Origin of the sequence: Clostridioides sp. ES-S-0190-01 (assembly GCF_020658275.1) — a bacterium.
Classification (GTDB): Bacteria; Bacillota; Clostridia; order Peptostreptococcales; family Peptostreptococcaceae; genus Clostridioides.
The window spans coordinates 377205-392248 of sequence record NZ_JACVWA010000015.1 but is presented as its reverse complement, the minus strand read 5'-3'; the positions used below and the strand labels follow the sequence as shown (position 1 = coordinate 392248).

Here is a 15044-nt window from a genome sequence, read left to right as displayed (position 1 = left end):
AGTTTGGAGGAATAACAATGAAAAAAAGTGTTAAGTTAGGTTTCTGGAGTATTGTATTATTAGGGATTAATGCAATAATAGGGTCAGGTATATTTGGCTTACCTGGAGATGCATATACAAGTATAGGTCCAGCGAGTATCTTAGTATTAGTTTTTTGTATGTTTTTAGCTGTCTCTATTGCTTTATGTTTTGCTGAAGCAGGGAGTTGGTTTGATACTGATGGAGGGCCGTATCTTTATGCAAAAGAGGCCTTTGGAGATTTTATTGGGTTTGAAGTTGGATTTATGAAGTGGATAGTTAGTATGATTGCTTGGGCAACTATGGCAAACTTTTTTGCAGTCACACTATCATCTATATGGCCTCAAGCAGCAGAGCCACTTATTAAAAATATAATAATTGGTATATTAGTTGGAGGGCTTGGGCTTATAAATTTTATGGGAATGAAGCAATCTAAGCATTTAAACAATATAATGACTATAGGAAAATTATTACCAATAGTTTTATTTATAGCTGTAGGTTTATTTTTTATAAAAGGCTCTAATTTTACGCCATTTATAATAATACAAAAAGGTCAAAGTACATCATCAGCTTTTGTAGCAGTATCAATAACTTTATTTTATGCTTTTACGGGGTTTGAATCTTTAGCTGTTGCAGCAAAAGATATGGAAAATCCTAAGAAAAATGTACCTAAGGCATTAGTAATGGTAATGTTTGTAGTATCAGTAATATATATGCTTATATTGGGGATAAGTATAGGTGTATTGGGAGATGGATTAAGAGGGTCAGCGACTCCTGTTGCAGATGCTGCTATTAAAATGTTAGGTCCTATAGGTGGATATATAATTACAATAGGGACTATAGTATCTGTTGGAGGAATAAATATTGCATCGTCTATATTTACACCAAGGTCTGCGGCTGCTTTGGTCGAGCAAGGATTAATGCCTAAGTCTATAAGAAAAACTAATAAAAATGGAGCTCCATATATAGCAATTATAGTTTCTGTTATAGGAACTTTATTAATAGCATGGTCAGGGTCATTTACAACACTATCTCAAATAAGTGTTGTATCTAGATTTATTCAATATATTCCTACCTGTCTAGCTGTATTAATATTAAGGAAGAAGTATGCTGGTAAAGACATAAACTTTAGGATACCTGGAGGAGTGATTATACCAATATTTGCAGTAGCTATAAGTATAGTATTATTGATAAAAGCAGGTATTGATGAACCAATGAAGATAGTTTGGGGACTAGGTGGTATGGTAATTGTAGTTCCTATATATTTCTATATGACTAATGTATATTCAAAAAAATATAATGATATTGAAGTCAAGTAATTCTTATAATTATTAGAGAATAAAATTATAAAGATTGTAATAAATTTTCTATCTATAAATTGGATGTATAAATATAATCGTGTGTAGTTTTTGGAATTTTATCTCTAGTATTGAAATTCACAAAGGGCTATATTTATAGATATTTTATAAGGATTCTTTTGAATTTATGATAAGCGGTATAGCATTTTGGTGTTATACTGCTTTTTGTATAAATAGTTTTATTTTTTTACTGCTCTAGTTGCGTAAAATGATGGAATATTAAATTCATGAAGATTACCAGAACCATTTGTATCTTGATAAATATCTGTTAAAATAAATCCTGCTTGTAGTTGTCCACCTATTTGTTCTTCAATTGTATGAGAAAATTGAATTCTCCAATCATTTTGGATTGATTCATCATATATATTTTTATTTTTTTAAGGATTAAATGGAAGCCTATATTGGAATTCTGTTCCTTCTTCATTAAATACAAAATTGATGCCATTATCAAGTCCAGATAAAAGTATACCACCTTTTTTAGTATACGATAACACTCTTTCCAAATTGGTAATACATCTTCTACATAACAATTAGAAACTGGATGAAATATTAAGTCAAAACTTTCATCTTTAAAAGGTAGTGGCTTTGCCATGTCAGCTTGTACAAGTTCAATAGAATACTTTTCCCTTTCTGCAACCTTTTTTTCACTTAATAATTGTGAAGTTGAATAATCTAAAACTGTACATTGAGCTCCCAATGCAGTGAAAATTGGCATTTGTTGTCCGCCTCCAGACGCTAATCCTAGTATTTTTGTATTTTTCATATCACAGAACCAATTTTTCGGAACGGGTTTAGTGGGTGTCAGTACAACGGACCAATCTCCAGCTTTGGCTCGTTCAAAAACTTCATGACTGATAGGTTGTCCCCATTCCCAGCCTTCTTTATTCCATTTATCAAAGGTCTTTGAGTTTATTTCTGTATATTTAGATTCCATAGTTTTATCCTCCTAAATTACGATTTGACAACTTGCTAATTATGATAAAGTATAGCATATTTCTAGTAAGAGCTGGATGTAAACAAGAAACTGTATGTACAAAGAAAGGAGTAGAGTATAAAATAGAATGTAAATTAAAACTTATAAATTTTTATTTTTAAAATAAGGAGTAGATAAATATGAAAATATTAATTTCTATAGATTCTTTGAAAGGCAGTTTATCTTCAATTGAGGCAGCAAATGCAATAAAAAAGGGGATATTAAAAGTTGAAAAAGATGCAAAAGTAAAGATATTGCCACTTGCAGATGGTGGGGAAGGAACAGTAGACGCTTTAGTACAAGGTATGAATGGTGAAAAAGAAACTATAGAAGTCACTGGACCAATAATTACGAAAGTAAATGCGACATATGGATTATTAAAAAGTACAAATACAGCAATAATAGAAATGGCTCAAGCATCAGGATTAACGTTAGTTCCAACTGAACTTAGAAATCCTTTAAGCACCACAACTTACGGTGTTGGAGAAATAATAAAAGAAGCAATAAATAAAGGCTATAGAAACTTTATAGTTGGAATAGGTGGAAGTGCTACTAATGATGCTGGGGTAGGTATGCTTCAAGCTTTAGGATTTGAGTTTTATGATGAAAACAACAACTTAGTAGGGTTAGGTGGAAAAGTTTTAAATGAAATAAGACATATAAAAATAGATAATAGGTTAAAAGAATTAGATAAATGTAGCTTTAAAATAGCTTGTGATGTGAATAATCCACTGTTTGGTAAAAATGGAGCAGCGTACATATATGGACCTCAAAAAGGTGCAACACCAAAAATAATTGAAGAGTTAGATAATGGCCTTAGAAATTTTGCTAAGATAGTTAAAAGTGATTTAGATAAAGACATAACCAATATAGAAGGTACTGGAGCAGCAGGTGGATTAGGTTTTGCATTTTTAGCGTTTTTAAATTCAAAATTAGAATCTGGAGTAAAAATAATATTAGAAGAAATTAAAATAGAGAACGAGTTAAAATGTGCAGACTTTGTAATAACTGGAGAAGGTAAATTGGATAATCAAACAGCTATGGGCAAAGCACCAATAGGAGTTGCAAAGATGGCTAAAAAATATGGGGCAAAAGTAATAGGTTTGGCTGGAGCAACGACAGAAGATGCAGTTAAGTGTAATGAAGAAGGGATAGATGCTTATTTTTCTATAGTAAATAGGGCTATGACCATAGAAGAAGCAATGGATAAGGAAACGGCAAGTAATAATATGACTGTCACAACAGTACAAATATTTAATCTTATAAAGGTATTAAAAAGTACTAAATAAAAAGACTGACATAGCTAGCGTTTGATATTGAAATAAGTCCTTTAGAGGATATATTAATCCATATTGAAAATAATTTTAACTATTCATAATAAGCTACTTGCAGGCTAAAAAATTTGTAATTACTCAATCTTAGTGATTAAGTAATTACTTTTTTATTGCAAAATAACATAGTAATTACAGAATAAATTAAAGTACAAAATTATAATATTATAAATTTATACTTATAGACATTGACTAAATCATGATTGTGTATAAAAATAAGTAGTTAAGAGGAAATATATTATTATATTACTTGATAAATTTAGACAAAAAACTTATATACAAGGAGAGAAAAAATATGATAATTGAGCTAAACAAAAGTAATTCTGAAAATCTAACGAAAACGGAACTTGAAATAATTAAATTTATAAATCAAAATGAGTCAATATTATCAGAATTGTCCATAGTAGAGATTGCTCATGAAACATATTCGTCTCCAGCAACTGTTTCAAGAGCAATTAGAAAATGTGGCCTAAATGGATTTAATGAACTTAGATACAGGTTGACAGTAAAAGATGAAAATAATGATATACACAATATGGGGGATATAATAAACAAGTCTTTTATAGAAGCGCAGAGAGTTATAGAACAAATATCCTTAACTACACTAATTAATATAATAAAAACTATAAATGAATCTAGTAAGATATACGTCTTAGCAAGAGGTCTTACTGAATATGTAGCAAAAGAGTTTAGCCTTAAGTTACAATTACTTGATTTTAATGTGTTTTTTATAAATGACCCTAATATAATGAAAATAAAATCTAAATCAATGAAAGAAGATGAACTTATAATCATATTTTCGTTGAATGGAAACACTAAAGAACTTGTAGAATCAGCACAAAATGCCAATTTAAGTGGAGCCAAAGTTATAACATGTTGTTGTAGTGAAAATGCAAAACTTATAAACTATTCTGATTTATATATTGTAGGATATAAACATTATCATATCTCAATCTCTGAGTATGAAGTGTCATCTAGGTTACCATTGTACATTATATCTAGGATAATTATAGATTATATGGTCAAATATAATAATTCTGAAAATTAAATTGAAAAAGTCTATGAAAATCTATTTTCTTTTTATGAAAAGATTTTCATAGACTTTTTTATTATAATGAAAACATACACAGCAGAAGCAAGGGGGAAGACAATGATATATACATTAACCACGAATCCAGCAATAGATATGAACATATCTACTAACGGTATAAAAAGTAAATTAGTAAATCGTACATCAAATGCTACATATTCTCCTAATGGAAAAGGTTTAAATGTGACATTTGTACTAGGTCATTATGGTGTAGAGTCCAAGATATTAGGTTTTTTTGGAGGATTCTCAGGAAAATATATAGTTGAAGAAAGTGAAAAGAAAGGGTTTGATGTACTACCTACCTGGGTAGAAGATACAACTCGTATAAATATATTTTTAAATGATGGAAATGATGAGTTTAAATTTGTAAACTCTGGGTCATATGTAAATGCAAAGCAAAAGTTAGAAATGATAGGGAAGATAGAGTCATTAGAAGATATAAATTACTTGTCAATAAGTGGAAGTTTACCACCTGGTATTGATGATAATTACTATGAAGATATATTTGAGATTTGTAAAAATAAAAATATAAAAACAATACTTGATATAAGTTCACCGAAGTTAAAGGAGTTATTAGAATATAATCCATACTTGATAAAACCAAATGATGAAGAAATCAAAGATATATTTGGAATTATTGTAAGAGATGAAGAGGACATTAAGGATGTGCTTAAGTTACTACATTTGAAAGGAGCTCAAAATATATTACTAACTTTAGGAGAAAAAGGTTCTTATTTTTACAATGGAGAAGCAATTTATTATGCTAGTGCTCAACCAGTTACAGTTGTTAGCTCTGCATGTGCTGGTGATTCTGCATTAGCTGCTTTTTTAAGTATATGGTTGGAAAATCCAGAAGATATTGAAGAAGCATTGAAAAGGTCTGCTGCAACGGGTGCAAGTGTGGCTGAAAGTAATGGTATCGGTAGTTTGGCGAATGTAGAAGAGTACATAAAAAATATAAAAGTCAGAAAGGTGGTATAAAAATGGGGAGAAAGATAATCCTTGGGGTAACAGGTTGTCCAACTGGAATTGCACATACATTTATGGCAGAAGAAGCATTAAAAAAATCAGCTAAAGAATTAGGATGTGATATAAAAGTTGAAACAAATGGAGCCATAGGAGTAGAGAATAAATTAACAGCAAAAGATATCGAAATGGCAGATGCAATAATAGTTGCTTGTGATAAAAACGTTGATATGGATAGATTTAATGGAAAACCAGTAATAGAGGTACCTGTAAAAGAAGGTATACACAAAGCTAGTGAGCTTATACAAAAGTGTATTGATGGTAAAGTAGCAGTTAGAAAGGGAAATACATCAAGTAGCAAATTTACAGAAGAAGGGAATTTGTCGTTTGGTCAAAAACTATATAAAGACTTAATGAATGGAGTATCTCATATGCTACCTTTAGTAGTAGCAGGCGGAGTGCTAACTGCTATATCATTTTTGTGGGGGATTTACTCATTTGACCCAAATTCAGAACAGTATAATCAGATAGCAGCTACATTAAAATCTGTTGGTGGATATTCTATGAATTTGATGGTTCCTGTATTAGCGGCGTTTATAGCTCAATCTGTATCAGGTAGACCTGGTATGTTGGCAGGGCTTGTTGGAGGAATGATATCGTTTGACACAGGTTCAGGGTTCTTAGGTGGAATTATATCGGGATTTTTGGCAGGTTATGCAGTTAAATTATTTGTGTACTTATTGAGAAAATTACCAAGACAGTTAGAAGGACTTAAATCTATTTTTATAATTCCTATAGTCAGTGTGGGTGTTGTTGGTATATCTATGTTGTTACTTGGGGGACCATGTTCAGCTCTTAACAATGCTATGATGAATTTCCTTTCAGGGTTACAGAACTCAAGTCCTATAATCCTAGGATTAGTAATAGGATGTATGTCAGCATTTGATATGGGAGGTCCAGTAAATAAAGCAGCATATGTGACTGGAACTATGCTTCTAGGTCAAGGAAACTACTTATTTATGGCAGGTGTATCTGCAGCTTGTATAACACCACCATTAGTAATAGCTATAGCATCTACTTTATTTAAAAATAGATTTACAGAAGAAGATAGAGCGGCAGGATTAATTAATTATATACTAGGTAGTACTCATATAACAGAAGGAGCGATACCTTTCGCGGCAAAGAATCCACTGAAAGTGTTGCCAGTACTTATGATTGGGTCATCAATATCAGCGATTTTAACTTACATAATGAAAATAGAAGTACCAGCTCCACATGGAGGATTTTTAGTCTTAGGACTAGTAAATAAGCCGCTTTTATGGGTAGGATGTATACTTGCAGGTTCATTAGTAGGAGCGATACTTTATATGATAGTTACACCTATTTTGATATCATTATCTATACTTATACAAATATAGGAGCGATACTTTATATGATAGTTACACCTAAGGTAGTAAATAACAATAATACTACAGAAAATACAGATGAAATTAAAAATGAATATAAAAATGAAATTACAAAATCGGAAAACGTATCTAATAAAGTTTCTTTGTATAACGAAGAAACAGTAGTTTTAGATATTAAAGGAAAAAATAAAATAGATGTAATTGATGAAATGGTTGAAATACTTGATAAATCAGGTGTTCTTTTAGATAAAAATAAATTTAAAGAAGAAATTCATAAGAGAGAAGAAATATCATCTACAGGTTTTGGTATGGGCATAGCGATACCACACGCAAAAACAGATGCAGTAAAAGTACCACGAGTAGCAGTTGGTGTATCAAAAGAAGGATTTGATTTTGAATCAGAGGATGGAAGCCCAGTACATCTTATATTTATGATAGCAGCTACAGACAATGGTGATAATTTACATTTAAAGACATTGTCTCAACTATCTGCAAAACTAATGGACGAAGAATTTTTAAATGAGTTAATAAATAGCAAGACAAGCATAGAAATAGTATCAAAATTAAATAATGAAGAAATTAAATCATTATAAATATATAGGAGGATGAATTATGGCATTAGTGACAACTAAACAAATATTATTAGATGCACAAGAAGGGCATTATGCAGTAGGAGCATTTAATGTTGAAAATATGGAGATGGTTATGGCAGTAATAGAAGCTGCTGAAGAACTTAAATCACCTGTAATACTACAGACAACACCTTCAACAATAAAGTATGCAGGATTGGATTATTATTTAGCAAATGTAAAGGTTGCATCAGAAAAGGCAAGTATTCCTGTGGCTATGCACTTAGACCATGGTTCAAGTTTTGGGCTAGCAATGCAGGCACTTAGAGTTGGATATACTTCTATTATGATTGATGGTTCTCATGAAAGTTACGAAGATAATATATCAATATCTAAAGCTGTTGTAGATGCATGTACACCTTCAGATATACCTGTTGAAGCTGAATTAGGTAAAGTTGGAGGTAAGGAAGACGATTTAGATGGTGGTGATGGTGGAGCATATACAGACCCACTACAAGCAAAAGAATTTGTAGAGAGAACAGGGGTATCATCTTTAGCAGTAGCAATAGGCACAGCACATGGGTTATATAAAGGAGAGCCAAAGCTTGATTTGGATAGATTATCTGAAATTAGAGAGGTTGTATCAGTTCCATTAGTATTACATGGTGGGTCAGGGATACCAGATGAGATTATTAAAGAATCTATAAAAAGAGGAATTTGTAAGGTTAATTATGCAACAGAGTTAAGGATTGCTTATAGTAATGGGGTTAAGGATGTGCTTAATTCTGACCCTGAGGTAATTGACCCTAAGAAATATGGTAAAAAAGGTCTAGATTCAGTTAAAAAATTTGTTAAGAGTAGGATGGAAGTTTGTGGATGTGTAGGAAAAGCAGTAGGGGAAGTGGAGTGTTAATAAAAGAAAATAATAAGTAGGATTAATGTAAGGGTTCTATCATAGAACCCTTATTTTATTTTTTGATTAATAAACTGGATAGTCAAAACAATCTAAATACTACCTAATTAAGTTGTTAATATTAAAAATTAATAAAAATATTATACAAAACGAGTAGATGACTTCATTATAAAGATTAATAAGTCAGATGTGATAAATTACTTATTAAGACAAGCTAGATGTATTTCTACTATATTGGCTTATAAAACCTTTAGGCATTTTACATATAAAATATACCACCATAATGCAAGATAAAGGCTTGTCTACTATATTGCTAAGTATTCTTGGAAAGAATGCAGCAGTAAATATCTTCTGACCAGACTGAACTAAAAAACCGACTAATAAATCAGCACCACTTCCACTTAAACCACCAAACAATAAAACTGAAATAGGAGTACCAATTAAAGGACAAACAACAGATAGAATTAGTCCTGTAATAATAGCCTCCTTATAACCAAAACTTTTTTCTTAGAAATATAACCAACGATAAGACCAAGAACAATATTTACAAGGGCAAAAGGTATATTCGTAGGGCCTGATATAACTCCTAAAACCAAGTTTGTACAGCCACCAATAAGAGCACCCCAAAAAGGCCCTAATACTACAGATCCAAGCACAGTACCAACCGTATCTAAAAATAATAATGGTATATTTATCATAGATATAGCTATACCTAAAACAATGTTAATAACTATACACATTGAAGAAAATGTTATTTTCTTAGTATTCAATTATAATACCTCCTAAAAAAGTGTATATATTTATCATAGTATAGATTATAAAAGATTACTAATTGTATATTTCTATATAGAATACTATAAATATAGAGCAAATGAATAATATAATTATCAAAATATGTAGTATTATTAAAAGTGAGAATACTTAAGGAGAATATTATGAAAAGAAACAGAGAGATTGTAGTAGTTTGCCATTGTATATTAAATTGTAACTCTAAAGTAGAGGGTCTATCAGAGTTTAAAGGTGCACAAAGTATAACAATAGATTTAATAAATAATGGATATGGAATAATTCAATTACCATGTCCAGAGATGATTTTGTATGGAATAAATGGGTGGGGACATGTAAAAGAACAGTTTGACAATTTGTTTTTTAGAGAACAATGTAGACAAATGCTAATACCTTATATAAGACAGTTTGATGAATATTTAAAAAATAATTATAATATAAAAAGTATCATTGCCGTAGATGGTAGCCCAAGTTGTGGATATAACAAGACCTGTAGTTCTAAAAATTGGTTTGGTGAATTAAGTGGTTGCAAGGATTTGATGAATAAAATAAATGATATCCAAATGGTAGAAGAGAAAGGTATTTTTATAGATGAGTTAGAAAAATTACTTAATGAATATAATTTAGAAATACCTATAGTTGGATTTGACGAACTTAGAGAAGATAAGTAAATATATTAAGGATATATTATAAAAGCTTACTATCTTATCTAAAAGAATATTAGATAGCTATAATAATATAAATTCAGATTCAAAAACTTCATATAAATATTTGTAATAGAAGCTTTTATATAAAAGGGTGATTATTCTGAAGAAGGAGAATAATCACCCTTTTTATGAATTTATATAGTAACCTAAAAATTGAAAAATACATAAGTTTAACCCCAGTTGTGTCTCCCAAATACCCACTTGTGCTATAAATATTGAACGTAGAATGCCTTAATGCTATTTTGTATTTAAGATAACTCAATTAAAAAAATAGTATATTTGTTGGAGTAATTATATAAATGTTGATTTATATAATTATCTTAAAGTCATATGGAATGTACATGTATATGATTAAAACTATAAAAAATAAAACAGTTATATTCTAAGGAGGGTAAAATGGGTATTTTACAAATAAAAAACCTAACTAAAATATATGGAAAAGATGAAACAGAAGTTAAGGCATTAAATAATATAAATATAAAAATAAACAAAGGTGAATTTGTTGCAATAATAGGCAAGAGTGGAAGTGGAAAGAGTACATTATTACATATAATGGCTGGTCTTGAAACTTCAACAAGTGGACATGTAATTATAGAAGATATAAATATCTCATCTCTTAATGAAAAACAACAATCTATTTTACGGAGAGAAAAAATAGGTTTAATATTTCAATCATACAATCTAATTCCTGCTTTAACAGTTGAGGAAAACATAAAATTACCAACAATAAATATCAATAATAAAAATGATAATTATGTTGATGAATTAATGCTATTACTAAGTATAAATGATAGAAAAGAACATCTACCACATCAACTATCTGGTGGACAGCAACAAAGAGTAGCAATAGCAAGAGCACTTATAAACAAACCATCAATAATATTAGCAGATGAACCTACTGGTAATCTAGACACTAAAAGTGAATCTGAGGTTTTAAATTTGCTAAAAAAATCTCAGAAAAAATACAATCAGACAATAATAATGATAACTCACAACATGAATATTGCTAAGTATGCAAACAAAGTGATAAAAATAGAAGATGGAGTTATAAGAGAGTAGATGTAGCTATGGACCTAAAAAAACTAGCAAGAAAATATATGATAGGAGATAAGAAAAATACATTATTAATAGTTATAAGTATTGTAATTTCAACTGCATTATTTTTAGTAATGAATATAATAAGTGAAGATGTTAGAAATTTAATGATAAATCAATCTAAAAAAGAGTTAGGTACAAAGGATGTTATATACTTTGAACCATCACCATAATAATATCAGTATTAAAACCACTATATTACAAAATACAGTAAGTTATGATAAAAAAACTTTAAAAGAGATAGAAAATATAAATGGTGTTAAAAAAGTAAATGCTCATAGAAATAAATACTTTATCACGATGAATAGTATCGAGAATATAAATAAAAAATCAAAATATTGGAAGAAAAATAAAGATGCAATAGAACAGAATATCCATATTGAAAATGGAAAAAAGATAATGCCAAGTTTTATTGAGGTTTTAGAAGTTGAAGATAACGATATATTAAACAAGGTATTAATAGAATGTAAAGGAAATTTAAGTAAATTTTAACAAGTAGTTGTATAGTTATGAATCTTAACTGATTAAATAAAAACTAGGGAGTATTCTCTAGCTTTTATTTTAAAGTGGAAGACTAAAGATGCAAAGTAAGAGGCCAAAGATACTAAAAAATTAATTTAAATTACAACAAAGTGCCTATATTTGAATAATAAATCCAAAATAGGCACTTTAAAATTATTGTAACCAGAATGGCATATCTACAAATGGAGTAAATTCATCAAATAAGTCCAAATAATCTTGGGCTTTTTGTGGTTCATTACATTTTGCTAGACCATTTTCAATAGCTTCAATAATATTAACTTCTTTTGTTATTAGCTTTGCCCATATTTCTTTGGAAGCATCAATTGAAACATCAGCTTCTATATCACTATCTTGACCATGTATTTCAATAATTCCTCTACGTAACTCTAAATTAAACACTTCATTAGTATCAGTTACACATGCTAGTAGTGTCATATGAACAGCAGAACTTTTAGGACCATTTAGCTTAACTTTGAAAGATTCAAACATAGCTTTGGATGTTAGACCTATAAATGAATTTGAAAAAGGAGGGAATCCTGCATTGGCTCCACCTTGTTTTACTATCTGTTCAAAAGTTCCATCTAATGCCATTGCACTAGTTAGATACCAATTACGCCAAGTGGCATTCTCTGTTTGATATCCAAGCATACGAACAGCAGATGCCTTAAGGCTTCTAGCTTCCATATCGTTATTATTTATACGGATAGGATAGTTTAATATTTCTGCAGCCCATTCATAATCTTTGTCATCGATAGCCTTTTTAGCTTCAGTTAATATTACTTCACGACCACCCATAATTTTTATATATTTTTTAGCTGCATCTTTAGGATAAATAGGATTTAATTTACTTGCTTCACCATTAAACCAGCCTATATATTGGTCATAAACACCTTTAATGCCTTGTTTAAAAGTTCCATAAAATTCACCTAAACGTTCTCTTTGAAATAGATGCGGGGGAAGTTGTCCTAATTCATTTATTGCATAATCAGGAGTATATCCCATATTTATAAGTCTAACTGTTTGGTCATGAGTATACTGTATAGCATCTCTATAGTCTGTTAGAAGAGAAGTACATTCATCTTTACCATGTAGTGGTCTCATATGAGTTCCAACTAAATAATGTGGTTGATAATTACGAATTTTATCAATTCCTGCATACCATTTCTTAGCATCGCGAACAGTACCTCTAACAGTATATATGTTAGGAAATATTTCGCCTTGAACAGCATCTCCAACAAACATTATCTTTTCTTTAGGTAAAAATACACATACAGCATCTTCAGTTTCAGCCTCACAGTGGAATAACTCTAAATCAACACCTGATATAGTAATTTTCAATCCATTTTCAACAGATACAAATGTGTTTGGTGTAATAAATTTATTAGAACCTTTAGATAAAACAGGTCCACAACCTAAGTTAACATAGCCATGTTCTCCTTTGGGAAGTATAGAACCATACATCCAAACAGCTCTTCCCATTCTAATATCTAGTAGTTCCCCACTAGCTTGAGAGAAATGTTTTATAAATGTTTCATCGACAATAACTAAAACTTCTTTATTTTGGCTTTGTTCTTGACTTACACAGACACTCATACCGCCCCAATGGTCACCATGATTATGAGAAACTATGACTGCTTTGACTGGTTTATCAGTGATTTTACGAAAGCCCTTCATTATTTCTTCCATCATTTCTATAGTTTCAGCTGGGTCTATGATTATAATGCCATCAGTTCCTTCAATCATAACTGGATAAGATAATCCAAATCCAACAGCACTATATACATTTTCACCTGTTTTATAAATTTTTTGTTCCATTGTTTTAGAATGTTCTGTCAATCTAGGATTAACAAACTTCGATTTTTCAGTATAAGCGAAATTACTCATAGACATAACTCCTTTTAAATATTAAAAATTTTATTAGTTTACTCTAGTAACAACAGGAGGTAACCATTTACCACAAATAGCATCTATCAAGTGTTAGGTACTTCTATTATTACAGGTTCTTTACGTAAGTCAAGCCAAGCTGTTGAGTATGTAGTATCATTGTTTGGTGCTGGTATAAACGATGTTTGTGGTGATGCTACAGTGGCAGTATGAGCAAATTCATTAAAATTTGTTAATTTAGTTTGGGGATTCATAATCTGTGTATATAGCAATTCATACATACCTACTATTGGATATCCATATATATAAGTATTTTTAACTATTTTAAGTAAATCATTCTTATTCATTGAGAATTCCTCCTTTAAAATAACCTTACTATGTTCCATGAACATGTTATTATTACAAACAACATAACAGCATTATAAGCAATGATTAATTTTGCCTTACTTATTTTTTTATTAATAGCAGTACCTAACAACCCACCTAAAACTGCAGCAAGTATTATGCATAATAACATTGATATATCAAGACCTAAAGGAATAGAGTTTGAAATTAATAGAGTTATTATTTTTGAAGCTTGAGAGAATAGTATCAGTATTATTGAGTTAACAGATGCGTTCTTTAAATCCATCGAGAAAAACAACGTCAGGGCTGTTATGTTTATAGGACCACCACCTATTCCTAAAAAAGATGAAATCATTCCTAAAGTATATCCAAGTAAAATTATAAATATACGATTCTTTATATGGAATTGTTTTTTATTAGGTAGATTTATGTATATTAATATAGATATTAATAAAGTAAAAAGAAGTCCATTCTGAATTATTTTTACAAGTTTATCTTTGTTAATAAATTCAACTATAAATTCAAATATTTCAGTACCAATTAAACCTCCTAAAATTGCTCCACTTCCAAGCAATATAGTTGTTGGTTTTTCAAATTTAGTTTTATATCTAATATGTTTAATAACAGCTGAACAAGACATAGTAAATACGGCACAAGTTGATAAAAAACTTATAACTGAAGCATCTAGTGTAGTTACTGCATCTAACACTGGTTTTATAATAACTCCTCCACCAAGTCCAGAAATTGCTCCTACAATAGATGCAATAAATCCTACGATGAAAAATATCATATGTGTTTCTCCTATCCTAAAGTTTTATGCTAATTTTATTAATAGTAAGTATGCCCTAAAACAGTAAAATAATTTATTTTTAATAAGGGTTAAATTTGAAATAATTCATATATTTTTACAAATACTATTATCTATAATGAAATATAAAACTATGTAATATTAATAGTAGAAAATAAAAAAGGATTATATAAAAAATAGGATATAAAAACTTAATATTATCATTAGTAATAAATTAAACTTAAAAATAGTAATGGTTGTATAAAAAATAATTGACTTGTTAAAAGAAAATAT

Annotated in this window: 15 protein-coding genes and 1 pseudogene; 11 read left to right on the top strand and 5 right to left on the bottom strand. The window is 29.8% G+C overall.

The genetic code is table 11. The features are described 5' to 3' along the window. Nucleotides 1-17 precede the first annotated feature (17 nt). Nucleotides 18-1337 carry an APC family permease gene (locus IC214_RS05235; protein WP_227835160.1) on the top strand — a complete coding sequence of 440 codons (1320 nt, stop codon included), beginning with the start codon at nucleotides 18-20 and terminating at the stop codon, nucleotides 1335-1337. A 337-nt stretch (nucleotides 1338-1674) separates the two neighbouring features. Here IC214_RS05235 and IC214_RS05230 read toward each other — a convergent pair whose 3' ends face one another. Continuing rightward, a complete protein-coding gene (locus IC214_RS05230) occupies nucleotides 1675-2310 on the bottom strand; it encodes a class I SAM-dependent methyltransferase (protein WP_227862911.1) in 636 nt (211 codons plus the stop codon). A 179-nt stretch (nucleotides 2311-2489) separates the two neighbouring features. Here IC214_RS05230 and IC214_RS05225 point away from each other — a divergent pair, with 179 nt between their 5' ends. From IC214_RS05225 to gatY, 6 genes are all read left to right on the top strand, one after another. Continuing rightward, on the top strand, nucleotides 2490-3638 hold the full coding sequence (locus IC214_RS05225) for a glycerate kinase (RefSeq protein WP_227866340.1): 1149 nt from the start codon (nucleotides 2490-2492) through the stop codon (nucleotides 3636-3638). Between the two features lie 337 nt (nucleotides 3639-3975). Beyond that, nucleotides 3976-4728, top strand: a complete 753-nt coding sequence (locus IC214_RS05220) for a MurR/RpiR family transcriptional regulator (RefSeq protein WP_227433867.1) — start codon at nucleotides 3976-3978, stop codon at nucleotides 4726-4728. 102 nt (nucleotides 4729-4830) lie between these two features. Continuing rightward, on the top strand, nucleotides 4831-5751 hold the full coding sequence (locus IC214_RS05215) for a 1-phosphofructokinase (protein ID WP_227481960.1): 921 nt from the start codon (nucleotides 4831-4833) through the stop codon (nucleotides 5749-5751). 2 nt (nucleotides 5752-5753) lie between these two features. After that, nucleotides 5754-7154, top strand: a complete 1401-nt coding sequence (locus IC214_RS05210; RefSeq protein WP_227866339.1) for a fructose-specific PTS transporter subunit EIIC — start codon at nucleotides 5754-5756, stop codon at nucleotides 7152-7154. 14 nt (nucleotides 7155-7168) lie between these two features. After that, nucleotides 7169-7735: a fructose PTS transporter subunit IIA gene (locus IC214_RS05205; protein ID WP_227866338.1), complete on the top strand. Its 567-nt coding sequence runs from the start codon at nucleotides 7169-7171 to the stop codon at nucleotides 7733-7735. 19 nt (nucleotides 7736-7754) lie between these two features. Continuing rightward, a complete protein-coding gene (gatY, locus tag IC214_RS05200) occupies nucleotides 7755-8624 on the top strand; it encodes a tagatose-bisphosphate aldolase subunit GatY (protein WP_227866337.1) in 870 nt (289 codons plus the stop codon). 204 nt (nucleotides 8625-8828) lie between these two features. On the opposite strand, the pseudogene IC214_RS21070 reads toward gatY, so the two are convergent. After that, nucleotides 8829-9394, bottom strand: a pseudogene (locus tag IC214_RS21070) (CD3073 family putative ECF transporter S component). A 165-nt stretch (nucleotides 9395-9559) separates the two neighbouring features. Here IC214_RS21070 and IC214_RS05185 point away from each other — a divergent pair. The 4 genes from IC214_RS05185 (at nucleotide 9560) to IC214_RS05170 (ending at nucleotide 11704) form a co-directional block, all read left to right on the top strand. Next, nucleotides 9560-10081, top strand: a complete 522-nt coding sequence (locus IC214_RS05185; RefSeq protein ID WP_227824393.1) for a CD3072 family TudS-related putative desulfidase — start codon at nucleotides 9560-9562, stop codon at nucleotides 10079-10081. 432 nt (nucleotides 10082-10513) lie between these two features. After that, on the top strand, nucleotides 10514-11176 hold the full coding sequence (locus IC214_RS05180) for an ABC transporter ATP-binding protein (RefSeq protein WP_227433873.1): 663 nt from the start codon (nucleotides 10514-10516) through the stop codon (nucleotides 11174-11176). An 8-nt stretch (nucleotides 11177-11184) separates the two neighbouring features. Further along, nucleotides 11185-11385, top strand: a complete 201-nt coding sequence (locus IC214_RS05175) for a hypothetical protein (RefSeq protein ID WP_227433874.1) — start codon at nucleotides 11185-11187, stop codon at nucleotides 11383-11385. After that, the gene (locus IC214_RS05170; protein ID WP_227433875.1) at nucleotides 11369-11704 is read left to right on the top strand and encodes a hypothetical protein; all 336 of its coding nucleotides are present in this window, start codon (nucleotides 11369-11371) and stop codon (nucleotides 11702-11704) included. Before IC214_RS05175 ends, IC214_RS05170 begins: the two co-directional genes overlap by 17 nt. A 183-nt stretch (nucleotides 11705-11887) precedes the next feature. Here the strand turns inward: IC214_RS05170 and IC214_RS05165 are convergent, their stop codons facing one another. From IC214_RS05165 to IC214_RS05155, 3 genes are all read right to left on the bottom strand, one after another. Then, nucleotides 11888-13618, bottom strand: coding sequence for an alkyl sulfatase dimerization domain-containing protein (locus IC214_RS05165; protein ID WP_227433876.1), 1731 nt, complete (start codon nucleotides 13616-13618; stop codon nucleotides 11888-11890). Nucleotides 13619-13704: 86 nt separating this feature from the next. Next, nucleotides 13705-13965: a DUF1254 domain-containing protein gene (locus IC214_RS05160; protein ID WP_227433877.1), complete on the bottom strand. Its 261-nt coding sequence runs from the start codon at nucleotides 13963-13965 to the stop codon at nucleotides 13705-13707. Between the two features lie 14 nt (nucleotides 13966-13979). Then, the gene (locus IC214_RS05155; RefSeq protein ID WP_227824391.1) at nucleotides 13980-14753 is read right to left on the bottom strand and encodes a sulfite exporter TauE/SafE family protein; all 774 of its coding nucleotides are present in this window, start codon (nucleotides 14751-14753) and stop codon (nucleotides 13980-13982) included. Nucleotides 14754-15044 lie beyond the last annotated feature (291 nt).